Annotated in this window: 22 protein-coding genes; 13 read left to right on the forward strand and 9 right to left on the reverse strand. The window is 71.7% G+C overall.

Translation table 11 applies throughout. The features are described 5' to 3' along the window. Window positions 1-27: 27 nt before the first annotated feature. The 6 genes from NUT86_RS09755 (at window position 28) to NUT86_RS09780 (ending at window position 5,109) form a co-directional block, all read left to right on the forward strand. A complete protein-coding gene (locus NUT86_RS09755) occupies window positions 28-561 on the forward strand; it encodes an NUDIX hydrolase (RefSeq protein ID WP_148593454.1) in 534 nt (177 codons plus the stop codon). Between the two features lie 73 nt (window positions 562-634). Next, window positions 635-1,045 carry a YidH family protein gene (locus NUT86_RS09760; protein WP_018087836.1) on the forward strand — a complete coding sequence of 137 codons (411 nt, stop codon included), beginning with the start codon at window positions 635-637 and terminating at the stop codon, window positions 1,043-1,045. A 3-nt stretch (window positions 1,046-1,048) separates the two neighbouring features. Beyond that, window positions 1,049-1,408 (forward strand): DUF202 domain-containing protein, encoded by a 360-nt coding sequence (locus NUT86_RS09765; RefSeq protein ID WP_274734707.1) that lies wholly within the window; start codon window positions 1,049-1,051, stop codon window positions 1,406-1,408. 145 nt (window positions 1,409-1,553) lie between these two features. After that, entirely contained in the window at window positions 1,554-2,612 is a 1,059-nt protein-coding gene (locus tag NUT86_RS09770; protein WP_274734708.1) for an MBL fold metallo-hydrolase, read from the forward strand. Between the two features lie 186 nt (window positions 2,613-2,798). After that, complete coding sequence (locus tag NUT86_RS09775; RefSeq protein ID WP_274734709.1) at window positions 2,799-3,851, forward strand: phosphotransferase family protein; 1,053 nt, start codon at window positions 2,799-2,801, stop codon at window positions 3,849-3,851. Between the two features lie 7 nt (window positions 3,852-3,858). Then, window positions 3,859-5,109, forward strand: a complete 1,251-nt coding sequence (locus NUT86_RS09780) for an acyl-CoA dehydrogenase family protein (RefSeq protein ID WP_274734710.1) — start codon at window positions 3,859-3,861, stop codon at window positions 5,107-5,109. A 163-nt stretch (window positions 5,110-5,272) separates the two neighbouring features. Here the strand turns inward: NUT86_RS09780 and NUT86_RS09785 are convergent, their stop codons facing one another. From NUT86_RS09785 to NUT86_RS09800, 4 genes are all read right to left on the reverse strand, one after another. Beyond that, a complete protein-coding gene (locus NUT86_RS09785; RefSeq protein WP_018087841.1) occupies window positions 5,273-5,893 on the reverse strand; it encodes a class I SAM-dependent methyltransferase in 621 nt (206 codons plus the stop codon). Window positions 5,894-6,130: 237 nt separating this feature from the next. Further along, window positions 6,131-6,736, reverse strand: a complete 606-nt coding sequence (locus NUT86_RS09790) for a TetR/AcrR family transcriptional regulator (protein WP_093647893.1) — start codon at window positions 6,734-6,736, stop codon at window positions 6,131-6,133. A gap of 26 nt (window positions 6,737-6,762) precedes the next feature. After that, window positions 6,763-8,424, reverse strand: a complete 1,662-nt coding sequence (locus NUT86_RS09795) for an AMP-binding protein (RefSeq protein ID WP_274734711.1) — start codon at window positions 8,422-8,424, stop codon at window positions 6,763-6,765. 106 nt (window positions 8,425-8,530) lie between these two features. Beyond that, window positions 8,531-9,301, reverse strand: coding sequence for an SDR family oxidoreductase (locus tag NUT86_RS09800; protein ID WP_274734712.1), 771 nt, complete (start codon window positions 9,299-9,301; stop codon window positions 8,531-8,533). Window positions 9,302-9,472: 171 nt separating this feature from the next. On the opposite strand from NUT86_RS09800, the gene NUT86_RS09805 reads away from it, so the two are divergent. Then, on the forward strand, window positions 9,473-10,759 hold the full coding sequence (locus tag NUT86_RS09805; RefSeq protein ID WP_274734713.1) for an exo-beta-N-acetylmuramidase NamZ family protein: 1,287 nt from the start codon (window positions 9,473-9,475) through the stop codon (window positions 10,757-10,759). 105 nt (window positions 10,760-10,864) lie between these two features. Then, a complete protein-coding gene (locus tag NUT86_RS09810) occupies window positions 10,865-12,196 on the forward strand; it encodes an MFS transporter (protein ID WP_229838447.1) in 1,332 nt (443 codons plus the stop codon). A 21-nt stretch (window positions 12,197-12,217) separates the two neighbouring features. Here the strand turns inward: NUT86_RS09810 and NUT86_RS09815 are convergent, their stop codons facing one another. Both NUT86_RS09815 and NUT86_RS09820 read right to left on the reverse strand, forming a co-directional pair. Continuing rightward, the gene (locus NUT86_RS09815) at window positions 12,218-13,240 is read right to left on the reverse strand and encodes a LysR family transcriptional regulator (RefSeq protein WP_274734714.1); all 1,023 of its coding nucleotides are present in this window, start codon (window positions 13,238-13,240) and stop codon (window positions 12,218-12,220) included. 175 nt (window positions 13,241-13,415) lie between these two features. Then, on the reverse strand, window positions 13,416-16,241 hold the full coding sequence (locus NUT86_RS09820; RefSeq protein WP_274734715.1) for a penicillin acylase family protein: 2,826 nt from the start codon (window positions 16,239-16,241) through the stop codon (window positions 13,416-13,418). 240 nt (window positions 16,242-16,481) lie between these two features. On the opposite strand from NUT86_RS09820, the gene NUT86_RS09825 reads away from it, so the two are divergent. From NUT86_RS09825 to NUT86_RS09835, 4 genes are all read left to right on the forward strand, one after another. Further along, window positions 16,482-17,096 carry a hypothetical protein gene (locus NUT86_RS09825; RefSeq protein WP_093647903.1) on the forward strand — a complete coding sequence of 205 codons (615 nt, stop codon included), beginning with the start codon at window positions 16,482-16,484 and terminating at the stop codon, window positions 17,094-17,096. A 285-nt stretch (window positions 17,097-17,381) separates the two neighbouring features. Further along, complete coding sequence (locus NUT86_RS09830; protein WP_274734716.1) at window positions 17,382-18,761, forward strand: OFA family MFS transporter; 1,380 nt, start codon at window positions 17,382-17,384, stop codon at window positions 18,759-18,761. Then, the gene (locus tag NUT86_RS40615; protein WP_018087852.1) at window positions 18,758-18,871 is read left to right on the forward strand and encodes an MFS transporter small subunit; all 114 of its coding nucleotides are present in this window, start codon (window positions 18,758-18,760) and stop codon (window positions 18,869-18,871) included. The genes NUT86_RS09830 and NUT86_RS40615 overlap by 4 nt, the downstream gene beginning before the upstream one ends. Before the next feature lie 94 nt (window positions 18,872-18,965). Beyond that, window positions 18,966-20,405 (forward strand): amidase, encoded by a 1,440-nt coding sequence (locus NUT86_RS09835; RefSeq protein WP_018087853.1) that lies wholly within the window; start codon window positions 18,966-18,968, stop codon window positions 20,403-20,405. 52 nt (window positions 20,406-20,457) lie between these two features. On the opposite strand, the gene soxR is transcribed toward NUT86_RS09835, so the two are convergent. After that, on the reverse strand, window positions 20,458-21,078 hold the full coding sequence (gene soxR / locus NUT86_RS09840; protein WP_274734717.1) for a redox-sensitive transcriptional activator SoxR: 621 nt from the start codon (window positions 21,076-21,078) through the stop codon (window positions 20,458-20,460). Between the two features lie 127 nt (window positions 21,079-21,205). Here soxR and NUT86_RS09845 point away from each other — a divergent pair, with 127 nt between their 5' ends. Further along, window positions 21,206-21,667, forward strand: coding sequence for a MaoC family dehydratase (locus NUT86_RS09845; protein WP_026169316.1), 462 nt, complete (start codon window positions 21,206-21,208; stop codon window positions 21,665-21,667). A 35-nt stretch (window positions 21,668-21,702) separates the two neighbouring features. On the opposite strand, the gene NUT86_RS09850 is transcribed toward NUT86_RS09845, so the two are convergent. Both NUT86_RS09850 and NUT86_RS09855 read right to left on the reverse strand, forming a co-directional pair. Then, window positions 21,703-22,335, reverse strand: coding sequence for a TetR/AcrR family transcriptional regulator (locus tag NUT86_RS09850; protein WP_018087856.1), 633 nt, complete (start codon window positions 22,333-22,335; stop codon window positions 21,703-21,705). 201 nt (window positions 22,336-22,536) lie between these two features. Further along, complete coding sequence (locus tag NUT86_RS09855) at window positions 22,537-23,688, reverse strand: acyl-CoA dehydrogenase family protein (protein WP_159490099.1); 1,152 nt, start codon at window positions 23,686-23,688, stop codon at window positions 22,537-22,539. Between the last annotated feature and the right edge of the window lie 24 nt (window positions 23,689-23,712).

Genomic DNA, 23,712 nt, shown 5'->3' on the forward strand with positions numbered 1-23,712 from the left:
CCCCGCCCGCGGTGATTGCATGGCTCCATGACCGATCAGCAACCGCTCAACGCGGACGAGGTCCTCGACGTCGTCGATGAGAACGATCAGGTCGTGGGACAGGCCCCACGCGGCGAGACCTACGCCCGCCGGATGCGCACCCGCTGCGCCTTCGTCCTGGTCCGGGACGCCGAGGACCGGATCTTCGTGCACCGCCGCACTCCGCGGAAGCTCGTCTTCCCCTCGCACTACGACATGTTCGTGGGCGGGGTCGTCGGCACCGGCGAGACCTATGACCAGGCGGCGCTGCGCGAGGCCGAGGAGGAACTGGGCGTGCAGGGACTGGCGCCGCCCGAGCCGCTGTTCAAGTTCCTCTACGAGACCGCCGAGCACACCTGGTGGTCCGCGGTCTACCAGGTGCGCTGCACACTGCCGGTGGCCCCGCAGGAGTCGGAGATCGACTGGTCCGCTTTCCTGCCCGAGGAGGAGCTGATCCGGCGGCTCGACGAGTGGCCGTGGACGCCGGACGGGATGGCCGCCTACCGGCAGCTGCTCGCCCGGCGGGAGGCGGGGGAGATCTGATGCCGCTGGTGTACGGGACCGGACGGGAGCCGGGGCCGGTACGAGGGGCCGGACGGACCCTGGGGTTTCGGCCATGATCCCCTCCGGTGGACTGCGGTCGGTCGGCGCGGCCGTACGGCTGTGGATCTCGCCCGCGCGGGTCCACGAGGAGGGGGTGACCCCCGACTACCGCTTCTCGCTCGCCAATGAGCGCACCTTTCTCGCCTGGCTGCGGACCGGGCTGGCGCTGGTCGGCGGCGGTTTCGCGGTGGACCAGTTCCTGCCCCGGCTGCACGAGACGCTGCGGCTGACCTTCACCGTCGTCCTGCTGGTGGGCGGTGCGCTGTGTGCGCTGCGGGCCGTCAACCACTGGGTGCGCTGTGAGCGTGCGATGCGGCGCGGCGAGGATCTGCCGGTCACCCGCTTCCCCAGCGCGCTGGCGCTGGGGGTCGGTGTCCTGGCGGTGGCGATGGTCGTGCTGGTGCTGCTGGGCCGGACCGACTAGCCGATGGCCGACGGACCGCTGCCGGGCGCGGGAGCGCCGCGTCCGGCTTCCGACCGGGACCCCGGGCTGCAGCCGGAGCGGACCCGGCTGGCGTGGCGGCGTACCACGCTGTCGGCCACCGTGATGGCGGTGCTGGCCGGCCGCCAGCTGCTGCGGAGCGACGCCCCGGGGCCGGTCGAGGTGGTGCTGGCGGTCCTGATGGGGCTGCTGTGGATGGCCTTCGTGGTCCTTGCCCACCGCCGGATGCGGGCGATGGCCGCCGGCCGCCCGCCGGCGCTGCCCCCGCGGACCGTACTGCTGCTGGTCGGCTGCACCCTGGCGCTGGCGCTGTGCGGCGCGGTGATCCTGATGCCGGGGCACTGACGCCGGGGCACTGACGCGGGGGACGGCGCGCCCCGGGGGCGGGCGGCGGAGGTACCGTGACACGACCCTCGCGCTCACCGGGCGGGCCCCGTGCCCGGCCCGGCAGCGGGGAAGTGACGGGCCATCGGACGAAGGGCACACCCGCATGGACGACGCGACGGCACCGCGCAAGGCGGCGCGGACCTCGGCCACACCGTCGGCGGCACGGAGCACCGGCCCCGGCGCGACCGGGCCGGACGCCACGGAACCGCCCGGCGCCGGGACCCCCGCGGCCCCGCCGCCCGCGGCCGGGTCCCCCGTCCCCGAGCCCTACCTCACCGAACTGGCCGCCGGAGTCCATGCGTTCATCCAGCCGGACGGCGGCTGGTGCCTGAACAACGCGGGCTTCGTCACCGACGGGGACGCCACCCTGGTCGTGGACACCGCCGCCACCGAGCGCCGGGCGCGCCTGCTGCGGCAGCGGATCACGGAGAGTGGCGCCCCGGCGCCCCGCACCGTGGTCAACACCCACCACCACGGCGACCACACCTACGGCAACGGTGTCTTCGCGCCCGAGGCGACGGTGATCGGGCACGCCTCCTGCCGCCGCGAACTGCTGGCCGCCGGCCATCAACTCCACGCCGTCTGGCCGGAGGTGGAGTACGGCGACATCCACCTCACCCCGCCCGAGGTCACCTACACCGACGAGCTGACCCTGCACGTCGGCGAGATCGAGGTCCGACTGATCCACCCGGGCGTCGCGCACACCACCGGCGACACCGTCGTCTGGCTGCCCCGGGAGCGCATCGTCTTCGCCGGCGATCTGGTCTTCCACGGCGGCACACCGTTCCTCCTCATGGGGTCGCTGGCCGGCTCGCTGCGCGCGGTGCGGACGCTGCGGGCCCTGGACGCGGTCACCGTCGTCCCCGGGCACGGTCCGGTGACCGGCCCCGAGGTCTACGACGGGATCGAGCGCTATCTCCGGTTCGTCGGCCGGCTGGCGCAGGAGGGCCGGGCGGCCGGGCGCACCCCGCTGGAGACGGCCCAGGAGGCGGATCTCGGCCCGTTCGCCGAGCTGGCCGAGAGCGAGCGGCTGGTGGCGAATCTGCACCGGGCCTACGCGGAGCTGGCCGGCGCCGCCCCGGGCGTCCCGCTCGACCCGATGGCCGCATTCGCCGATATGGCGGTGCTGAACGGCGGAGTGCCGATGTCCTGTCACGCCTGAGCCGGGCCCGTGGTCCGGGAGAGGAACCGGGCGGTGTGGTCCACGAGGGGCAGGCCGGGGCTTCCGGTACGGCGGAAAACCTTCGCGTGACCGACGCCCCACGCTCCGGCACTGGACGCCATACCGACTAGTCGGCATGATCGTGCCAGCGACCTATGGACCGTCCACTCCGTACGGAGGAGCACGATGAGCAAGGGCACCCCTCCCCCGCAGGACCGGGACCGGGAGGACCCTCCCGGCCTCGACCTGACACGATTGCGTGAGCACCTCGACCGCGAGCGGCCGGGGCTGGCCGGCGGCCCGCTGCGCGCACAGCTGATCGAGGGCGGGCGGTCCAATCTCACCTACCGCGTCACCGACGGCGCCGCCTCCTGGGTCGTCCGCCGGCCGCCGCTCGGCCATGTGCTGGCCACCGCCCACGACATGCAGCGCGAGCACCGCGTCATCAGCGCGCTGCACGAGACACCGGTACCGGTGCCCGAGGCGCTGCTGCTGTGTGCGGACGAGTCGGTCATCGGCGCGCCCTTCTATGTGATGGAGCTGGTCGAGGGCACCCCGTACCGCACCGCCGGGCAGCTCGCGCCGCTCGGCCCGGAGCGCACCCGCGCCGTGGTGCTGTCCCTGGTCGACACGCTCGTGGAGCTGCACGCGGTGGAGCCGGAGGCGGTCGGACTCGGTGACTTCGGCCGCCCCGACGGTTTCCTGGAGCGCCAACTGCGGCGCTGGGGCAAGCAGTTGACCGCGTCGAAGAACCGCGAGCTGCCGGGCATCGACGAGCTGCACGAGGCACTGGGCCGGGCGCTGCCCGCCTCACCCGCGCCGGCCGTCGTGCACGGCGACTACCGCCTCGACAACGTCCTGATCGGGGCCGACGACACCCTCAAGGCCGTCCTCGACTGGGAGATGTCCACGCTCGGGGACCCGCTGACCGACCTCGGGCTGCTGGCGATGTACAGCACGGACCTGAATCTGCCCGGCTCACCGGTCAGCACCACCAGCGGCGCCCCCGGACACCCCGCACCGGCCGAGCTGATCGAGCGCTATGCCGCCCGGTCCGGGCGGGACACCTCCGCCATCGCCTGGTACACGGCGTTCGCCTGGTTCAAGCTCGCCGTGATCCTCGAAGGCATCCACTACCGCTTCACGCTCGGCCAGACCGTCGGCGCCGGGTTCGACCGGATCGGCGAGCTCGTCCCCGTCTTCATCGACAGCGGACTCACCACCCTCAAGGAAGGCTGAGGCACCCATGGACTTCGCATTCGACGCCCGCACGGAGGAGCTCCGCGAGAAGCTCCTGACCTTCATGGACGAGCATGTCCACCCGGCCGAGCAGACCGCCCATGAGCAGCGGGCCGCGCTCGCCTCGCCGTGGGACACCCCGCCGATCGTCGAGGAGCTGAAGGCCGAGGCCCGTAAGCAGGGACTGTGGAACCTCTTCCTTCCCGACGAGGAGTACGGTGCCGGGCTGACGAACCTCCAGTACGCGCCGCTGGCCGAAATCACCGGCCACAGCCCGCAGTTGGCACCCACCGCGCTGAACTGTGCGGCGCCGGACACCGGCAACATGGAGGTGCTGACGCAGTTCGGCAGCGAGGCGCAGAAGAAGCAGTGGCTGGAGCCGCTGCTGGCGGGCGAGATCCGCTCGGCGTTCGCGATGACCGAGCCGGAGGTGGCCTCGTCGGACGCCACCAACATCGAGACCCACATCGCGCGGGATGATGGGGGCACCTCCCGCTCGAGCGGAGCCGAGAGTGGGGGAGACTACGTCATCAACGGGCGTAAGTGGTACATCTCCGGCGCGATGAACCCGCTGTGCCAGGTCTTCATCGTGATGGGCAAGACCGACCCGGACGGTCCGGACCTGCGCCGCCAGCAGTCGATGATCCTGGTGCCCCGGGACACCCCCGGTGTCGAGGTCAAGCGGGCGATGCAGGTCTACGGCTACGAGGACCACTGGCACGGTGGCCACGCCGAGGTGATCTTCCATGACGTACGGGTGCCGGCGAGCAGTCTGATCGGCGAGGAGGGCGGCGGTTTCGCCATCGCGCAGGCCCGGCTGGGCCCGGGCCGGATCCACCACTGCATGCGGCTGATCGGGATGGCCGAGCGCGCCATCGAGCTGATGTGCCGCCGCGCGGTGACGCGTACGGCGTTCGGCAAGCCGCTGGCCCAGCAGGGCGTGGTCCAGGAGTGGATCGCGGACGCCCGGGTGGCGGTGGAGCAGCTGCGGCTGCTGGTGCTGAAGACCGCCTGGCTGATGGACACCGTCGGCAACAAGGGCGCGCACACCGAGATCCAGTCCATCAAGATCGCCACCCCGCGCACCGTCGTGGACATCCTCGACAAGGCGGTCCAGCTGCACGGTGCGGGCGGCGTCAGCCAGGACTTCCCGCTGGCCGAGCTGTGGGCCGGGGCCCGCACACTGAAGCTGGCGGACGGCCCGGACGAGGTGCACCAACGGTCGCTGGCGCGCCGGGAGTTGAAGCGCTACCTGTAGAACGTGCCCGACGGCCGGAGCCGGAGCCGGCCGGCCGCCGTCGACGGAACCCGGGCGCCGGCACCCCGGTCAAGGGTGTGGCGCCCGGGACCGTACGGGCGAGGCGGTGACGCCCGGCCCGCCGAGCGCCGGAGGGCGTCGCCCGGTGGACGTGAGCGCGATCTCACGCCGCCTGAACGGGGGCACTGACCGGCGCCAGGTGATGCACCCGGGCCGGCGGCAGGTTGCCCAGCACCAGTTCCGTACGGAAGGTGTGCCGGTCCAATATCCGGCGCAGGGTGTTCTGCCCGTCGAGGACGTGTTCACGGGCCGCTCGCCCGGTGAACGTGCGGCGCATCCTCGCCCCTCCCACATAGCCGAAGAAGGACAGGGTGCCGCCGGGCTTCAGGGCCCCGAGCAGCCGGTCGAAGATGTCCGCGGTCGTCGGTGCGTCGAAGTTGGCGAACGGCAGACCGCAGACGATCGTGTCGTAGGTGCCGAGGTCATGGTCCTGCACCAGGCCGGTGCGGAACCGCAGCCGCGGGTCGCCGCCGTAGGCACCTTGCAACAGGTCGACGAAGCGCGGGTTGGCCTCGACCAGGTCGAGGGTGTCCAGCCGGCCGAGCGAGCCGGCGATATGGCGGGTCACCGCCCCGGTGCCCGGCCCCACCTCAAGGACCGTGCGGGCGCTGCCGGGGCTGGGGATCACATAGCGGGTGAGGGCCCTGCCGAGCCGGGGGCCGCTGGGAGCGATCGCCCCCACCTCCCGGCTCGTCCGTGCGTACTCCCGGAGAAACAGTGTCACTTCAGGCAAAGGGCACCCACATCGGTAGCTATCAGTACTATCCGCACCTTAAGTTACGGGTCCCGGATGAGGACAGCCCCTGACCGCGACCGCCCCTGAGTCTCATCGCCCCGGGGCGCATGCCCACTGGTCTTGCTCGCAATCCAACAAATTCCCGGGGATGCGGTCAAGCCCCGGTGGGCCCGGGTGCCGGGCGGCGCCGGGGTGCGGCCCGGCGCCGCACCCCAACGTAGTGGCTCACGGCCGCAAGGCGCGCAGCAGCAGATCGGCGAGGTGGTCCGCGACCTGCTGCGGGCTGAGCGGCCCGTTCTCGCGGTACCAGGTGCCCAGGTGGTGCACGGAGCCGAAGTGGTAGTCCACGACGAGGTCGGCGGGGATGTCCGCGGCGAACACGCCGGTGCGCTGGCCCTCCTCGATCAGCGCCCGGAACCGCTCGTGGTACCGCCGCCGCTCGGCGCGTACCTGCTTGTCCTTCTCCGGTGCGAGGTGGTGCATCGAGCGGAAGAAGATCTTGGTGTCGTCGAGGTTCTCGATGGTGGTGACGACGACATCGGCGGCGGCGTCCCGCAGCCGCTGCTCCACCGGCGCGTCGGCGTCCGCGAAGTGGTCCAGCCGCTCCTGCTGGAGCCGCAGGACCCGGCCGTAGACCTCGTGCAGCAGATCGTCCTTGGAGCCGAAGTAGTGGTAGAGGGCGCCCTTGGTCACGCCCGCCGCATCGACGATCTCCTGGACGGAGGTGCGGTCGTAGCCCTGCTCCGCGAAGAGCCTGGTGGCGGTGGCCAGCAGCCGCTGGGCCACCGGCTTCGCACCGCCGTTGCCATTGCCGTCCTTCGTGCCGGCCATCGCCCTCACCTGTCCTTCGTGCTTAGTCATGCGCGGTGGCGCAGCTCCCGTCGGAGGATCTTGCCACTCGTGGTCTTCGGAAGCTCGGCCAGGATCTCCACCGCACGGGGATATTTGTACGCCGCCAGCCGTTCCTTGCAGTAGGCGGCCAGCTCGGCGGGTTCCGTGGAGGCGCCGGGCCGCAGGCTGACGTACGCCTTCACCGTCTCGCCGCGGTAGGCGTCGGGCACGCCGACCACCGCCGCCTCGCGCACCGCCGGGTGGCTGTAGAGGACGTCCTCGACCTCGCGGGGCCACACCTTGAAGCCGGAGGCGTTGATCATGTCCTTCTTGCGGTCGACGACATAGAGCCAGCCGTCGCTGTCCATGAAGCCGATGTCACCGGTCCGCAGCTCGCCGTCCGGCAGGCCCTCGGCGGTGGCGTCGGGGCGGCGCCAGTAGCCGGGGACGACCTGGGGGCCGCGGACCGCGATCTCGCCCTGCTCACCGAACGGCAGGTCCCGGCCGTCCTCGCCGATGATCCGGACGACGGTGTCGGGGCCGGGGACACCGACGGCGAGCGTGCCGGAGACCTTGTCGACCGGCACTTCCCTGCCCGGCGGGACGCTGGCGCAGGGCGCGGTGCACTCGGTCAGCCCGTAGCCATTGTGGACATATGGCCCGAAACCGGTACGGAACTTCTCGACGAGAGCGGGCGGCAGCGGCGCGCCGCCGGAGGACATGGTCCGGAAGGACGCGAAGTGGTCGCGGGTGACCTCGGGGTGGGCCATCAGCGCCATATAGGCGGTCGAGGGGCCGACCGTGTAGGCGGGGCGGTGCTCCAGGAAGGCATCCAGGACGACACCCGCCTCGAAGCGGTAGGCGAGCACCAGGGTGCCCTGGTTGGCGATACAGGCCGCCAGCTGGCAGACCATGCCGGTGATGTGGAAGAGCGGGGCGAGCGCGAAGTAGGAGGCGCCTTCGGGGAGACCCAGGCCGGTGCGCTGGCGTTCGGCGTTGTAGGTGATGTTGCCGTGGGTGTTGGTGGCGCCCTTGGGCGTGCCGCTGGTGCCGGAGGTGTAGCTGATCAGCGCGAGGTCGTCAGCGGTGAGCTCGGGGTCGTCGGGCGCCACCCGTATCTTCCCGGTCGTGCGGGCGACGGTCAGCAGATCGTCGGCGTCCTGCTGCGGCCCGAGCCGCTCGCCGTGCAGCACCCGCTGGTCGTCGCGGGTCTGCAGATCCCGCTCGTGAGCGGTGAGCACGATCCGTACGGACGGCGCCCCGGCGGCGGTGACGCGCAGAAAGCCGTCCCAGGTGCGGTCCGCGCAGATGACGGCGGAAACCTCCGCATCGTCCAGGATGTGCCGCATTTCGGCGGACTTGTACATGGGGTTGACGGGCACCACCACGCCTCCCGCCTTCCACACGCCGAGCAGGGCGAGCACGAAGTGCGGGGTGTTCTGCAGCATGACCGCGGCCCGGTCGCCGCGCCGGAAGCCGCGCTCGGTGAGGTGGGCGGCGACGCCGTCGGAGAGCGCGTCGGTCTCGGCGTAGGTCAGCCGGCCGTCGAAGTAGGCGAGGGCCGTACGGTCGGGGACCCGGCCCACCGCCGCCCGGAAGGCGTGCAGCGTCGAGGGGGGCGGCTGCACGGGGGCGCGCTGGGCATCGGTGAGCTGTGCCAGCCACGGCTTGTCCTGGTAGGAGGTCATCGAGGTGCGGCCCTTTCTTCCTGATCGCCTGATCATCCCTGCGGGGAAACGGCTGGGGTGAGGCGGGGTGGCGGACCGGGCCCGGCCGGGCGGCCACCCCGCCCGTCTAGGAGCGGCCCTCGACCTGCTCCAGCTTCTGCTGCAGGTGGTTCATCCCGCCGAGCCAGCGGTCGGGTTCGGCGGCGCGCGCGGTGTAGTAGTCCGCGACCTCCGCATGCGGCAGGACCAGGAAGCGGCCCTCCGCCATGGCCGCGAAGAGCGCCTCGGCGACGTCCTCGGGCTCCACGGCGGTGGGGGTGAGCACGAGGTCCCCGGCGGCGCCGGTCGCGGCCAGCATGTCGGTGCGGACGCCCTGGGGGCAGATGGCGTGGACGTCGATGCCGCGGTGCCGGTAGGTCAGCGAGAGCCACTCGGCGAAGGCGTACGCACCGTGCTTGGTGACGCTGTACGGGGCGGCGGCGACCATGGTGAGCAGACCGGCGGCGGACACCGTGGAGATGAAGCGGCCGCTGCCGCGCTCCAGCCACTCGGGCACCAGCTCACGGGCGGCCCGGACGTGTGCCATGACATTGACGTCCCAGGCCAGCGCCCAGTCCTCCTCGGGCGCCTCGGGCCCGCCGCCGGTGCCGACCCCGGCGTTGGCGCAGAAGATGTCGATACCGCCGCCGAGCGCCTCGCGGGCCGCCGGGACGACGGTGGAGGCGTCACCGGCGACCGCGACCGCCCCGATCTCGTCGGCGGTCCGCTTCGCCTTCGCCTCGTCCAGATCGTTGACCACGACCCGGGCGCCCTCGGCGGCGAACCGGCGGGCCAGCGCGGCGCCGATCCCCCCGCCCGCCCCGGTCACGACAACGGTCTTGTCCCGTACGGCTGCCACGCTGGATCTCCCTCGGTCGGGTCGGTTCGGCTGACGGCAGACTAACCAGTCGGTATGTCCTGACGGAAGAGTCCTTTCCGCCTTCGGCCCGCCCCATTCCGGGATCCCACCGGCCCGGCTAGCGTGCGCACGACACGGACCCGGTTGATTCCTGATCACGGAGGTGTGCGGATGGCTCTGTCGAGACGCGTTCTGCTCGGGCAACTGGCGGCGACCGGAGCGGCCGGTGCGGCCGGTGCGGCCCTGGCCGCGGGGGCCGGGCCCGCCCGTGCCGCGCAGCCGGCGCACGGCGGCGGGCGGCGGGTGCACACCGGCTTCGACCGGCTGGCCGCCGACGGCTACCGCCTCCTGACCGGCCGGCGGGTCGGCATCGTCACCAACCCCACCGGCGTCACCCGGGAGTTGCGGCACATCGTGGATGTGATGCACGCCGACGACCGGGTGCGGCTGACCGCCGTCTTCGGCCCCGAGCACGGCTTCCGGGGCACCGCGCAGGCAGGCGGCTCCGAGGGCCGCTACGACGATCCGGCCACCGGACTGCCCGTCTACGACACCTACAACAAGAGCGGCAAAGCACTCGCCGACATCTTCACCGCCTCCGGTGTGGACACCGTCGTCTTCGACATCCAGGACGTCGGCGCCCGCTTCTACACCTACATCTGGACGCTGTACGACTGCATGGTGGCCGCGGTCCTGGCAGGCAAGCGCTTCATGGTCCTCGACCGGCCGAACCCGGTCACCGGCCGCTCGGCCACCGGCCCGGTGCTCGACAAGGCGTATGCCTCGTTCGTCGGCCGGGAGCCGATCGCGCAGACGCACGGGATGACCGTGGCGGAGCTGGCGCTGCTGTTCAACGGCGAGTTCGTCCCCGAGGCCGCCGGGCGCCCGGTGGAGCTGGAAACGGTCCGCATGACCGGCTGGCGACGCACCGACTTCTACGACGCCACCGGGCTGCCCTGGGTCCCCCCGAGCCCCAACATGCCCACCCCCGACACCGCCCTCGTCTACTCCGGCACCTGCCTCTTCGAGGGCACCAACCTCTCCGAGGGACGCGGCACCACCCGCCCCTTCGAGCTGCTGGGCGCCGACGGCATCGACCGTCGCTGGGCCGCTGCCGCCACCGAACTGGGCCTGCCCGGTGTCCACTTCAGGGAGGCCTACTTCGCCCCCACCTTCTCCAAGTTCCAGGGCAAGACGATCGGCGGCGTCCAACTGCACGTCCACGACCGCGCGGCCTTCGACCCCGTACGCACCGGCATCGGCCTCCTGGTGACCGCGAAACGGGTCTGGCCGGGCTTCACCTGGCGCCCGGACCACGGCATCGACCGCCTCACCGGCTCGTCGGCGGTACGGACGATGATCGACGCGGGCGCCGGACCGGACGAGATCGTGGCCGCCTGGCAGGAGGGCCTGAAGGGCTTCCGTACGGTGCGGCGGCGGTATCTGCGGTACCCGTAAGGGCGTTGGGGCGGTCGCGGCGGCGGGGCCTGTCCCGGTCCCAGGAACCGGGACAGGCCGTCTCGCCTCTTGACTGGCCCCTACACCGAGCCGGAAAGTGCGCTGGTGAGCAGTGACGCGACAGCAGCGCAGACAACGGCCGGGGCGCCGACGAAGACCGACGGGACCAGCGGCGGCGAGAGCCTGCGCCGGGTGGCGGTGGCCTCGTTCATCGGGACGGCCATCGAGTTCTACGACTTCTACATCTACGGGACGGCCGCCGCGCTCGTCCTCAACCAGGCGTTCTTCCCGACGCTCGATCCGGTCAACGCCACCCTCGCGTCCTTCTCCACCTATGCGGTGGCGTTCGCCGCGCGGCCGCTCGGCTCGATGATTTTCGGCCACTTCGGCGACCGGGTGGGCCGTAAGTCCGTCCTGGTCGCGTCGCTGCTGCTGATGGGGCTGTCGACGGCCTTCGTCGGGCTGCTCCCGGGCTACGGGACATGGGGCATCTGGGCGCCGCTGCTGCTGATCGCGCTGCGTTTTCTGCAGGGCATCGGGCTGGGCGGGGAGTGGGGCGGTGCCGCGCTGCTCGCGGTCGAGCATGCGCCGCGCCGGCGCCGCGGGTTGTATGCGGCGTTCCCCCAACTCGGCCCGTCCGTGGGGTTCCTGGCGGCGACCGGGGTCTTCTGGCTGCTGTCGTCCGGGCTCGACGACGCGGCGTTCCGCTCGTGGGGCTGGCGGGTGCCGTTCCTGCTGTCGTTCCTGCTGGTCGGCGTCGGGCTGTTCGTACGCCTGAAGATCAGTGAGACGCCGGTGTTCACCAAGGTGCTGGACGCCCAGGAGGCGAGCAAGGTCCCCACCGTCGAGGTACTGCGCCGGCATCCGCGCGAACTGCTGCTGGGCGCGGGCGGGATGATCGTCGCCTACGGCCTCTTCTACACCGCGACGACCTACTGCCTCTCCTACGCCACCGGCACCCTCGGCATCTCCCGCAACACCATGCTGGGGCTCTCCCTCGTCGCCTGCCTCTTCCTGGCGGCCGGCACCTGGCTCGCCGCCACCCGCTCCGACGGCGCCGGCCGCCGCACCCTGATCCTCGCCGGCACCGTCCTCTCGGCGGTGTGGGGCCTGGTGCTCTTCCCGCTGCTGGACACCGGACAGCCGGTGCTGATCGCCCTCGGCATCGGCGGCGCGCTGTTCTGCATGGGTGTGGTGTACGGCCCGATGGGCGCCTATCTGCCGGAGCTGTTCAGCGCGCGGGTGCGGTACTCGGGCGCCTCACTGGCCTACAACCTGGGCGGCGTCCTGGGCGGCGCGGTGGCTCCGCTGGTCGCCACCCGGCTCCAGTCGGCGTACGGCTCGGCGTCGGTGGGCTGGTACGTCAGCGCGATGGCGGTCGTCTCGCTGCTGTGCGTCCTGGCACTGCCGGAGACCCGGGAGCGGGACCTCGTCTGAGGCTCATTCGGCCCCGCACGCTCACGAGCTCAGCCACCACCGCCCGCTCTCCCGGGACAGTGCGTCCCACAGGAGGTTGAGGGGGTGGCCGGGGGCGTAGGAGTCCCGCTCGCCGCGGCGGGTGAAGACGCCGACCAGCACCTCGGTCCTGGGGCCCACCTCGCCGACGAGTTCCAGGGTGCGCAGCCCGCCGGCCTCCGGGAGGCGGCCGTCCGCTGCCGCCTCCCCGATGCCCCGGGTGACCAGCATCGCCCCGCTCACCACCCCGGACCGCAGCAGCTCGAAGCCGTAGTGCGCGGCCTCGATCTCGGCCGCGATGGAGAGCTTCTGCCGGTATTCGGGGCCGTACCAGGCGGTCAGGAAGCGGCCGATCAGACCGCGCGCCGAGACGACCAGCGGCAGCCGGGGCAGGTCCCGGGCGGCGAAGGAGGTGCCCGGGAGCCGCTCCGGCGGCAGATTCGTCAGCAGGGAGAGCCCGCTGCGCCGCCACTCCATGACCTCGTACGGAGCCAGCAGCTCCGCTTCGTCGGCCTCGGTGACCACCACGCTGCCGCAGACCAGGTCGAGTTCCTTGGAGCGCAGTTTGGTGAAGAGGTCGCCGGTGCGGACATGGGTGACCTTCAGCTCGACGTCGTCGCGCTCATAGTCCTCGGTGACCCGTTCCACCGCGTCCAGCAGAAAGCCGAGCGTATAGCGGGTGGTGCCGACCGAGAGCGTCCGGCCGAGCCGGCGGCGGGCGTCGTGCACCCCGTCCGTCCACTCCCCCAGCGTGCGCCGCGCCAGCTCGACGAGCGCCTCCCCGGTCGCGGTGAACAGGGCATCCCTCCCCCGCCCCTGCTTGAGGACCAGCTCCTCGCCGCACAGCGCGGCGAAGGTGCGGTTCATGGTGTCCAGTTGCTTCTGCACGCTGGACTGCTCGCGGCCCAGCCGGCGCGCGGCGCCCAGCGCGGTGCCCGCCTCGTGGACGACGATCAGTGTGCGCAGCTGGTCCATGGTGGTGTCCAGCAGCTCCGTCGGATACTGCTGCGGACCTGACAAGGCCATGCCTCGCTTTCCCATCCCCTGGAGTTCAGAACCCTGCAGCATACCCCCAAGGGAAAGCCACCCCGAGGGCAGCCGGGGCGCCCGGCACGGGAGTTGAAGCGCTCAGGCACCGGGCGGGCACGCACGAAGGCCCCGGGGCCGGCCGCCCCGGGGCCTTCGTAATGGCGCCTTCCGTCTAACGGTGGGCCGGGAACTCCACGACCTGCTGATAGGTCGGCCGGTTCTGCCAGCTGATGGTGGCGTGGGTCAGACCGCCCACCGTGCGGTGGATGATCGCGTCCGCGCACCACTGGTCGCCGGCCTTGCAGCTGTCATCGCCGGGGTAGACCTGCTCGGCCGTCTTTCCGCTCGCCTGCTGGAGCGTGGCCAGCAGGGTGTCGCGGCAGGCGGACAGTTCACCGTTGCCGCAGTACTGCCGGCCGAGCGGGCCCGCCACCTTGTCGCCGAGCACCGCCCGCAGGTCCTTGTCCGCGTAGCTCCACCAGCCGTACTGGAAGGCCGATCCGGCGTGCGCCCCGGTCGGGCCGTGGCCGGCCGACGGTGATTCGTCGATGCCGAGGTTGGCGCGCAGCGCGTCGTAGAGGTCGCCGCCGAGGCCCGGCTTGAAGACGGCCTCCGTCATCAGCGGCCACCAGGCGTCCATGAGGCGTACCGCGTCGGGGTGGGTGTAGGTGTGCGAGCCCGCGGCGGTCTCCCGGCGCTGGGCACCGTCCTTGCGCCAGGCCTCCAGCTGCTGCACCGCCGTCTTCAGCTTCGGGTCGGTGACCGGCTTGCTGTTCACCACCCGCAGGAGTTCGGGCAGCACGTCCTCACCGCGCAGATCGGTGACCGCGGCCTCGGACATGGCGCGGGTCAGCGACGCCCGGGTCACCCCGCCGTCCTTCGTCAGCGCCCGCACCCGGTCGTCCAGCAGATTGCCGCGGTGCACCGAGCCGTTGCCGTAGCCCGCCGAGTCGTAGTCCTTGGCCTGCTTGTTGTTCCAGGAGATGTAGTAGTCCTGGTTGACGGACTGCGGGTGCTGGGCGGACGGGGTGTACTCGGTGGTGTTGGTCTCGGGGTCGTAGTCCTTCCACTCGTAGGCGTCGTCCGCCTTGACGGGCAGGGACGGATCGACGTCGGGGTTGCGGACCGGGTTGAGGCCGCTGTTGTAGTACGCGATGTCGCGGGAGTCGGCGTAGAACCAGTTGAAGGCGTAGCCGATGTGCTCGGCTGCCTGCTGGAAGCTCTTGGCGTCCCGCACGTAGGACGGGTCGTTCAACATCTGGAAGCCGATGATCGAGTCGGCCTCGTGGCGGTAGGTGGACCGCTGTGCGGTGTAGGCGACGGGCTTGCCGTCGAGGGTGGCGCGATGGGTGACGGTCCCGTACTTGGTCCGGAAGACCTGCATCCGGTAGGAGCCGGCCGCCGTCGGGTCGGCGATGGTGGGCTTCCAGGAGTTGGTGCGCTCCAGCTTCTCCATGGGGACGCACGCGCCGCGGTAGCGGTAGGAGGCGGAGTCCTTGGTGGGCGTCGAGCCGTCCGCGTTGCACAGCTCGACCGCGAAGGTGTCGGTGATGTCCTGGCCGGCGGAGGTGGCGCTCCAGGAGTAGTCCTGGCCGCGGCCCAGCTGGACGTACATTCCGACGCCCGCGAACGAGGCACCGCGGGCGCTGATGCCGGGTCCCTGGATCTCCTGGAGCATCAGCAGCTGGGGCGCGAAGTAGCCGGTCTGCGGGCCGAAGACGGCGACGGGGTGGCCGCTCGCGGTGTGCTTGCCGGACACCAGCAGGGCGTTGGACATCCCGCGGTGCTGGGTCGGGTCGAAGCTCCCCTTGGGCAGCACCCCGTCCTTGAAGAGGCCCTCCAGCTTCTTGTACTTCTTGGGGGCCTTGACCGGATCGCGGGGCTGCGTCCCGCTCTTGACGGTGGCCGCGCCGGTGCGGTCGAAGACCAGGGGCTCGGGGGTGACCGAACCGCGGTCCGGCAGCGCCACGCCCTTGGCCTTGGCGGGCTTCACCGCGTACGGGAAGCTGCTGCCGTCGTGCAGGGTCTTGGCGGCCTCGGGGTCGTCGCGCTCACGGAACGACTCCCAGACCTCGGTGCCCTTCTCGACGCCGTACTTCTGCTGGGCGGAGAGCAGCGCCAGGGCCGAGGGGACCTCACCGCCCCCGCCGTTGCCGAAGAGCCCGCCGACGACCGAGGCCAGGGCTATCAGGTCGGTGAGCTTGAAGGGCTTGATCTCACCGGCGTTGGTGATCGCGTCGACATGGCCGGTGAGCACGTACTCGCCGGGGAAGTAGCGGCCGTTCTTGGACTGTTCGCGGTAGGCGTTGATCCCGTCGACATACGCCTGGGCGTCCTGCATCGCCAGTTTCCCGCGCTCGCCGTTGGTGTCCCGGATGCGCTCGACCTGGGCCTGCAGATCGTCCTCGGTGTACGGCGCCTGCGGCCAGAACTGCTGCTCCAGGCCCTGGTTGGCGAGCGCGCCGCCGGCGAAGGAGGTCAGTTCGCCGCGGCCGATGTGGCGGAAGAGGTCCATCAGCCAGAGCCGGTCCTGGCCCGCGGCGTAGCCGGCGCCGAATTCGGTGCCGTAGCGGGTGGTGCCCTTGATGTGCGGGACACCGGTCTTCTTGTCGCGGGTGATGGTCACATCGTTGCGGGGCGTGGTGACCTTGCCGGCCTGGTCCGCGGGGACGCCGAAGGAGGCGTCGTTGAAGAAGCTGCCGAGGGTGTCGTCGGTGAGCGACTGATAGCCGCTCGCCAGCGCGCCGTACGGGGCGAGTTGGTCGGTGGAGTGCTCGGGGTGGGTGCCGAACAGCTTGTTGCCGAGGATCTCCACCAGGGTGGCGTTGCCGGTGGCGCCGGGCGGCAGGATGTCGCCGCACTGGCCCTGGCAGTAGTCGTTGGCGTCCTGCGGTGCGGCGGCCGCGGCCGCGGTGGGGGGCGGTGCCAAGAGCGTGGCACCCAAGGCGAACAGGGCGGCCGCGGCGGCGGTCCTGAGCCTTCCGGTACGTCGTCGCATTCCTGCTCCTCGATGGGGGTCCCCTTGAGGGAGGCCGGGCGGGACGTTACCGGCGGTTATCCCTGACCGGAAGATGAACAACAGTCAACTTTTGCTCTTCCCTGGGGAGATCGGGCCGCGGACGCCAGGACACCGCGGAACACTGCCAGAAAAACCGCACGAAAGTTCGATGGATCCAGGTGGTGATCGGCTACGTCCCATCGCTGTCCAGTCGGGTCCTCCCCACGGAGGTGGGATGAAATGGCCGGTTTCAGAGCCCTCGCAGAACAGGTCCGCAATCCACGACTCGTCGCGACACAGCGACGCACCGCCCTGCGCAAGTGCCTTGAACGCTTCGCCCCTTACGGGCATCGGGCGACCTGGCACCATCTGTGCACCCGGGCCGGTATCGCGACCCAGGACCGCGATCCGGATCCGGAGCGGCTGGTGGCCGCGCTCACCGAGCTGGAAGAGGCCCGTTCTCTCTGGCTCGCGTACGAGGAGGAGTTCGCCGCCCGGCGCCGCAAGGAGAAGCACGACGGCATCCGGCAGCCCGGCGCCCTCGACGAATGGCACCGCCGGACCTGGGGCGGCTGCGACATCGTGCCGTGCGAGTCCCCGCAACGGCACCCCGCGGCCCGTCTCGCGGTGGTCCTGCGCCGCATGATCGTGGCGATGGAGACGGGGCGGCCGCGCCGCGACTGCCCGGTGTGCGCCGGCACCCGCTTCGCCTGGCTGCCGGAGTCCGCCGACTCCCCGGCGACCGGGCCGGCCTGCCTGCAGTGCGGGGTGCTGGCCCCGGTGTCCGTGCTGACCCCTGAGGCACTGACCGCCGCGGGACGGGTCCACGGGGCGGGGGCGTTCGCGGCCGCCTGACCGGCGCCGAACGACGACCGGGCGCCTCCAAGAGCCGAAGGGGGCGCCCGGGGCCCGGGGCATTGTCAGACCCCGCTGCCATCATCGGGTACATGCGCCAGTTCCGTCGCAACGATGCCCGGACGGCGGCCGGTTCCGGGATGGTACGGAGGTCACCGGCCACGCTCACCGATGCCCGCGCGGCAGACAGCGACGGCGCCCCTCCCCGCCCAACTGATGGCCGCTACAACGGCTTTGGCCGAGAGGCCTTCCCGGACCGGCCCCTTGCGGGATACGTTCCGCCCCATGCTCGCGCTCGCCCGCTCCCGCAGCGTCGCCCCTCCGGGATGGAGCCGCTGGCTCGTCCCGCCCGCCGCCCTGTCCATCCACCTCGCCATCGGGCAGGCCTACGCCTGGAGCGTGTTCAAACCGCCCCTGGAGTCCTCCCTCCAGCTGTCCGGGACGGCCTCCGCGCTCCCCTTCCAGCTGGCCATCGTGATGCTGGGGCTGTCCGCCGCGTTCGGGGGCACGCTCGTCGAACGCAACGGCCCGCGCTGGGCGATGTGCGTCTCGGCGGTCTGCTTCTCCGCCGGCTTCCTGGTCGCCGCCCTCGGCGCGGCCACCGGCCGCTACCCCCTCATCGTCCTCGGTTACGGCTTCCTCGGCGGCATCGGCCTGGGCATCGGCTACATCTCCCCGGTCTCCACCCTCATCAAGTGGTTCCCCGACCGGCCCGGTATGGCCACCGGTATCGCCATCATGGGCTTCGGCGGGGGCGCGCTGATCGCCTCACCCTGGTCGGCCCAGCTCCTCGCCGGCCTCGGCTCGGACACCTCCGGTATCGCCGGGACCTTCCTGGTCATGGGCCTGTCCTATGGCGTCTTCATGACCCTCGGCGTGCTGCTGGTGCGGGTCCCGGCCGACGACTGGCGGCCGCCCGCCGGCCCTGCCCCCGGCACCCCGGCGGCCCGTGCGCTCGTCACCACCGCCCAGGTCTCCGCCCGCAGCGCGCTGCGCACCCCGCAGTTCTGGTGCCTGTGGGTCATCCTCTGCATGAATGTCACGGCGGGCATCGGCATCCTGGAGAAGGCCGCCCCGATGATCTCCGACTTCTTCGCACACACCGCGGCACCGGTGAGCGCCTCGGCGGCGGCCGGCTTCGTCGGCATGCTCTCGCTGGCCAACATGCTCGGCCGGATCGTCTGGTCCTCGGCCTCCGACCTGGTGGGCCGCAAGAACATCTACCGTCTCTACCTCGGCGTCGGCGCCCTGATGTATCTGCTGATCGCGCTGGCCAGCGACTCCTCCAAGCCACTGTTCATCGCCTGCGCGGTGGTGATCCTCTCCTTCTACGGCGGCGGATTCGCCACCGTCCCGGCGTACTTGACCGACCTGTTCGGCACCTACCAGGTCGGCGCGATCCACGGCCGGCTGCTGACGGCCTGGTCCACGGCGGGCATCCTCGGCCCGCTGATCGTCAATGCCGTGGCGGACGCGCGGAAGTCCGCCGGCCGCAGCGGCCCGGAGCTCTACACCACCTCGTTCTTCATCATGATCGGCCTGCTGGCCGTGGGCTTCGCCGCCAACGAACTGATCCGCCCCGTGCACCCCCGCCACCATGAACCGCCCGCGCCCGGCGCGCGGTCCGCGGCCGGCACCGCCACCCCGAAGGGAGCCGAGCAGTGACCACCCGCCGCGCCCTGCTTCTCGTCCTCGTCTGGCTGTGGGTGGGCATTCCGTTCCTCTACGGCCTTTACGAACTGTCCCTCAAACTGAAACAACTGTTCACGGGCTGACCACCCCCACCGGCATCGCGCCCGGCGGACGTCGGCCCTCCTGCCCGTACGGCACCAGGGCCGCGCGGGCGCCCGTAGGAGAGGGTGGACGTCCATGGCCGAACTGCACGATCTGACCGCGCTAGAACAGGCCCAGGGAATCCGGTCCGGGGAGCTCTCCCCCGTGGAGATCACCGAGCACTTCCTCGCGCGGATCGAGCGGCTCGACGACACACTCGGCGCCTTCCTCACCCGCACCCCCGACCTCGCCCGCAAACAGGCCTCGGACGCGGAGAGCGAGGCCACCGCGGCCCGCCGCGAGGGCCGTGAACTCCCGCCGCTGCACGGCGTCCCCGTCCCGGTGAAGGACCTCAACCAGGTCGCGGGGGTGCGCTGCACGATGGGTTCCCGGGCGCTGGCCGAGCATGTGCCGACCGTCGACGACCATGTGGTCGGCAAGCTGCGGGCGGGCGGCACGATTCTGCTCGGCAAGACCAACACCCCCGAATTCGGGCTGCCCTGCTACACCGAGAACGGCCTCGCACCGCCCGCCCGCACCCCGTGGGACCTGGCGCGCTCGGCGGGCGGCTCCAGCGGCGGGGCCGCCGCGGCCGTGGCCGCCGGTCTGGCGCCCGTCGCGCACGCCAGCGACGGCGGCGGCTCGATCCGGATACCGGCCTCGGTCTGCGGGCTCTTCGGCATCAAGCCCAGCCGCGGCCGGATCAGCAGCGGCCCGCTGCTGCACGACGTCTCGGGCCTGGCCACCTCGGGCCCGCTGGCCCGAACGGTCGCCGACGCGGCCACCCTGCTGGACGTCCTGGCGGGGCCGATGCCCGGCGACCCGTTCACGGCACCGCCGCTGCCGCCCGGGGAGACCTTCGCCGCCCACGCCCTCCGCGACCCGGGGCGGCTGCGGATCGCCTGCCTCACCGAGGCGCCCGTCCCCGGCATCGAGGTCCACCCCGACTGCCGTACCGCCACCACCGAGACCGCCGCCCTGCTGACCGGACTCGGCCATGAGGTCGAGGAGTTGTCGCTGCCCTCCGACGACAGCATCCTGCTCGCCTTCACCCGCGTCTGGTCGGTGCTGGCCGCGAGCCGCCCCGTGCCGCCGGAGGGCGAGGAGCTGCTGATGCCGCTCACCCGCTATCTGCGCGAGCGCGGCGCCGAGGTCTCCGGTACGGACTTCACCCGCTCGATGTATGCGTTCCGGATGCTCGCCCAGTCCCTGGCGGACGGTCTGATGCCGCCGGGCGGCTACGACGTGATCCTCTCCCCGACCCTGGCCGCGCCGCCGGCCGAGGTCGGCGCGCTGCGCGATGACGCCGATCCCCAGGCCGAGTTCGCCGCCCTCGGCGCGTTCACCCCGTTCACCGCGCTCTACAACGCCACCGGTCAGCCCGCGGTGAACGTCCCGCTGCAGTGGAACGCCGCGGGCCTGCCGATCGGGGTGATGCTGGCCGGCCGGTACGGCGACGAGGCCACCCTGATCGCGCTGTCGGCGCAGCTGGAGCAGGCCCGCCCATGGGCGGGGCGCACCCCGTCCATGTGGTGACGGAGACCGGAGTCCGCGCGCTCGTCCCACCCCGGGGCGAGCGCGCCCGCGCTCAGCGCTCCTCCGGACAGCACCCCTGCCCGTAAGGCTCGTCCTGCACGTCCTGCACGTCCTGCGCGGCCTGCGCGTCCTTCTCGTCCGGCTGGTCCCGGAGCGCCGGTCCGGGCTGCTGCTCACCGCCGGCGCGCCGCTGTGCCCCCTCCGGGTCCCTGACGCTCCGGTCGACCCGCAGCCGCCGCGCGCCGGGCCCCTGCTCACCGAGGTTGTCGTACGGATTGGACAGCGCGCACTTCTCCAGCGACAGGCAGCCACAGCCGATGCAGTCGGTCAACCGGTCGCGCAGCTCGACGAGTTGGCTGATCCGCTCGTCCAGCTCGGAGCGCCAGACCTCGGAGAGCCGGGCCCAGTCGGCGCGGTTGGGGGTCCGCTCGTCGGGCAGCTCCGCCAGCGCGTCGCGGATCACCGCGAGCGGGATGCCGACCCGCTGCGCCGCCCGTACGAACGCGACCCGGCGCAGTGCGTCACGGCTGTAGCGGCGCTGGTTGCCCGCCGTCCGGGTGCTGCTGATCAGCCCCTTGGACTCGTAGAAGTGCAGCGCGGACACCGCGGCGCCACTACGCGCGGAGAGCTGGCCGACGGAGAGCTCATGAACCTTGTACGGAAGCTGGGGCACGCTTCAACCCTAGAGGCAGTCCGGCCATTGACAGCGGGTGCCCGCACTCCGCATTCTGAGCAAGCGCTTAGTAAGCGTCGGCCGATGCGCGCCAACGGCGGACGGATCCCGAGGAGGCAGACAAGAGATGGCAGAGCCCCGAGTGTTTGGATCGCTCGACGAACTGCGGGCCGCGGTCGGTGAGGAGCTGGGCACCAGCGACTGGCTGGAGATCGACCAGAAGCGGATCGATCTGTTCGCCGAGGCCACCGGCGATCACCAGTGGATCCATGTGGACCAGGAGAAGGCCGCGGCCGGCCCCTTCGGCACCACCATCGCGCACGGCTATCTGACGCTGTCGCTGCTGCCCGCCCTCGTCCCGCAGCTGATGCGGGTCGACAACGTGAAGATGGGCATCAACTACGGCACCAACAAGGTGCGCTTCCCCGCCACCGTGCCGGTCGGCTCGCGGCTGCGCGCCACGGCCAGGATCGCGGACGTGACCGAGGTGTCCGGCGGCGTGCAGCTCGCCACGGTCGTCACGATCGAACGCGAGGGCGGCGACAAGCCGGTCTGCGTCGCGGAGACGGTCAGCCGCTTCTACCTGTAGCACGGGGCACCGGGGCGGGTTCGCCCCAGGGGCCCCTAGGCGACCGGCGGCGCACCCACCATGCGCAGCACGAGGTCGGCGTAGAGGGTGCCGACCTCGTCGGGTGTGCGCGGGCCGTCCGAGGTGAACCAGCGGGCCACGTCCACACACAGCGACAGCACCGCGAGGGTGGTGCCCGGTACGTCGTCGGCCCGGAACTCCCCGCTGTCGGCGCCGTCCTGGATGACCTGTCGCAGCAACCGGTCGGTCCGGCGGCGCAGTCCGGTGATCTCGGTGTAGTGCTCGGGGCTCAGCGCCTGGAGTTCGTACTGGATGACCCGGGCGGTCGTGTGGTGCTCCGCGTGCCAGCGGGCGAAGGTGCGGACGGCGTCGCGGAGCCGCTCGGTGGCGCTGCCCCCGGCCTCGGCGGCGGCGCCCATGATGCGCAGCGCCTTCTCGTGGCCGATGCCGCTGATGCGGTAGAGCAGCTCTTCCTTGGTCTTGTAGTGGATGTAGAGGGCGGCCGGGCTCATACCGGCCCGGCCGGCGATGTCACGGGTGGTGGTGGCGTGGTAGCCGCGTTCGGCGAAGGCCTCGACGGCGGCGCTGACCAGCCGTCGCGCGGCGTCCGGGGTCACCCCGGCCCATTCCTCGTTCTCCTCTTTGGCCCGCTCCGCCGCCGCACCCATCGCGCACCCCGCTCCTCGACCCGCCAGGGACCCTCCTCTGACGGATCGAACACCATATCGCGCCGCTGAGCAAGCGCTTAGGGCTCGGCGGGTGCGGGCGGGGTGCGAGCGGGTTCCCCGTGATCGTACGGGTCAGACATCCGGACGCACAGGCCGGGACGCCCGGGCTCGCGGGTCAGGCCGGACGTCTCCACATACGGGTCAGAAGGCGGAGACCCCCGTCAGCGCCCGCCCGATGACCAGCTTCTGTATCTGGCTGGTGCCCTCGTACAGGGTCATCACCCGGGCGTCCCGCAGCAGCTTGCCGACCGGGTACTCGTCGATATAGCCGTAGCCGCCGAAGACCTGGAGGGCGTTGCTGGCGGCGCGCACCGCGGCCTCGGAGGCGAAGAGCTTGGCCTTGGACGCCGCGGTGACGAACGGTTCGCCGCGGTCGATCAGATCGGCGACCCGCCAGGTCAGCAGCCGAGCGGCATCCACGTCCACGGCGATATCGCTGATCAGCTCCTGCACCAGCTGGTGCCGGGCGATGGGCTTGCCGAACTGCTCACGCTCGCCCGCGTAGCCGAGCGCGGCGTCCAGGGCGGCCTGGGCGATGCCCACACAGCCGGCCGCGACCGACATCCGGCCCTTGGCCAGCGCGGACATCGCGACCGAGAACCCCTTGCCCTCGGGGCCCAGCATCGCCGCGGCCGGAACCCGTACGCCGTCCAGGACCAGCTCCGCGGTGGCCTGGCCGCGCAGTCCCAGCTTCCCGTGGATCTCGCGGCGCTCCAGTCCGGGGCTGTCGGCGGGTACGAGGAAGGCGCTGATGCCCTGGTGGCCGGGGGCGTCGCCGGTGCGGGCGAAGAGCAGCACCACATCGGCCCAGGTCCCGTTGGTGATGAACATCTTGGCGCCGTCGATGACATAGCTGTCCCCGTCGCGGACCGCCCGGGTGGTGAGGTTCGCGGCGTCGGATCCGGTGCCCGGCTCCGTCAGACCGAAGCAGCCGACCGCCTCGCCGGAGGTGAGCCGCGGCAGCCAAGCCCGCTTCTGCTCCTCGTCGCCCCACGCGGCGACGGTCTTGGCCACCAGCCCCAGGGAGACCGAGACGATGCCGCGCACCGAGGAGTCCCCGCGGCCCAGTTCCTCAGTGACCAGGACGTACGAGAGGTGGTCGCCGCCCGAGCCGCCGTACTCCTCGGGGACGGTGAGCCCGAGGAAGCCGAGGTCGCCGAGCTTCTTCACGATGCCGCGGTCGACCTGTTCCGCGCGGTCCCAGGCGGTGGCGTACGGGGTGATCTCGCGGTCGGTGAAGTCCTTGGCGAGCTGCCGTGCCGCGGTCTGCTCCGCGCTGAGCTCCAGGTTCATCTCGGGCCCCTTGTGGACGAGAAC

It is taken from the genome of Streptomyces sp. G7(2002) (genome assembly GCF_028870195.1).
In the GTDB taxonomy this organism is placed as follows: Bacteria; Actinomycetota; Actinomycetes; order Streptomycetales; family Streptomycetaceae; genus Streptomyces; species Streptomyces nigrescens.

Bases quoted from the DNA above. Each gene is read 5' to 3' on its own strand.
- NUT86_RS09805 (WP_274734713.1), top strand. From the start codon at position 9,473: ATGGCTCTGTCGAGACGCGTTCTGCTCGGGCAACTGGCGGCGACCGGA.
- NUT86_RS09850 (WP_018087856.1), bottom strand. From the start codon at position 22,335: ATGGGTGCGGCGGCGGAGCGGGCCAAAGAGGAGAACGAGGAATGGGCC.
- NUT86_RS09765 (WP_274734707.1), top strand. From the start codon at position 1,049: ATGGCCGACGGACCGCTGCCGGGCGCGGGAGCGCCGCGTCCGGCTTCC.
- NUT86_RS09795 (WP_274734711.1), bottom strand. From the start codon at position 8,424: ATGACCTCCTACCAGGACAAGCCGTGGCTGGCACAGCTCACCGATGCC.
- NUT86_RS09775 (WP_274734709.1), top strand. From the start codon at position 2,799: ATGAGCAAGGGCACCCCTCCCCCGCAGGACCGGGACCGGGAGGACCCT.
- NUT86_RS09760 (WP_018087836.1), top strand. From the start codon at position 635: ATGATCCCCTCCGGTGGACTGCGGTCGGTCGGCGCGGCCGTACGGCTG.
- NUT86_RS09770 (WP_274734708.1), top strand. From the start codon at position 1,554: ATGGACGACGCGACGGCACCGCGCAAGGCGGCGCGGACCTCGGCCACA.
- NUT86_RS09855 (WP_159490099.1), bottom strand. From the start codon at position 23,688: ATGAACCTGGAGCTCAGCGCGGAGCAGACCGCGGCACGGCAGCTCGCC.
- NUT86_RS09830 (WP_274734716.1), top strand. From the start codon at position 17,382: ATGCTCGCGCTCGCCCGCTCCCGCAGCGTCGCCCCTCCGGGATGGAGC.
- NUT86_RS09835 (WP_018087853.1), top strand. From the start codon at position 18,966: ATGGCCGAACTGCACGATCTGACCGCGCTAGAACAGGCCCAGGGAATC.
- NUT86_RS09780 (WP_274734710.1), top strand. From the start codon at position 3,859: ATGGACTTCGCATTCGACGCCCGCACGGAGGAGCTCCGCGAGAAGCTC.
- NUT86_RS09815 (WP_274734714.1), bottom strand. From the start codon at position 13,240: ATGGCCTTGTCAGGTCCGCAGCAGTATCCGACGGAGCTGCTGGACACC.
- NUT86_RS09845 (WP_026169316.1), top strand. From the start codon at position 21,206: ATGGCAGAGCCCCGAGTGTTTGGATCGCTCGACGAACTGCGGGCCGCG.
- NUT86_RS09825 (WP_093647903.1), top strand. From the start codon at position 16,482: ATGGCCGGTTTCAGAGCCCTCGCAGAACAGGTCCGCAATCCACGACTC.
- NUT86_RS09755 (WP_148593454.1), top strand. From the start codon at position 28: ATGACCGATCAGCAACCGCTCAACGCGGACGAGGTCCTCGACGTCGTC.
- NUT86_RS09820 (WP_274734715.1), bottom strand. From the start codon at position 16,241: ATGCGACGACGTACCGGAAGGCTCAGGACCGCCGCCGCGGCCGCCCTG.
- NUT86_RS09790 (WP_093647893.1), bottom strand. From the start codon at position 6,736: ATGGCCGGCACGAAGGACGGCAATGGCAACGGCGGTGCGAAGCCGGTG.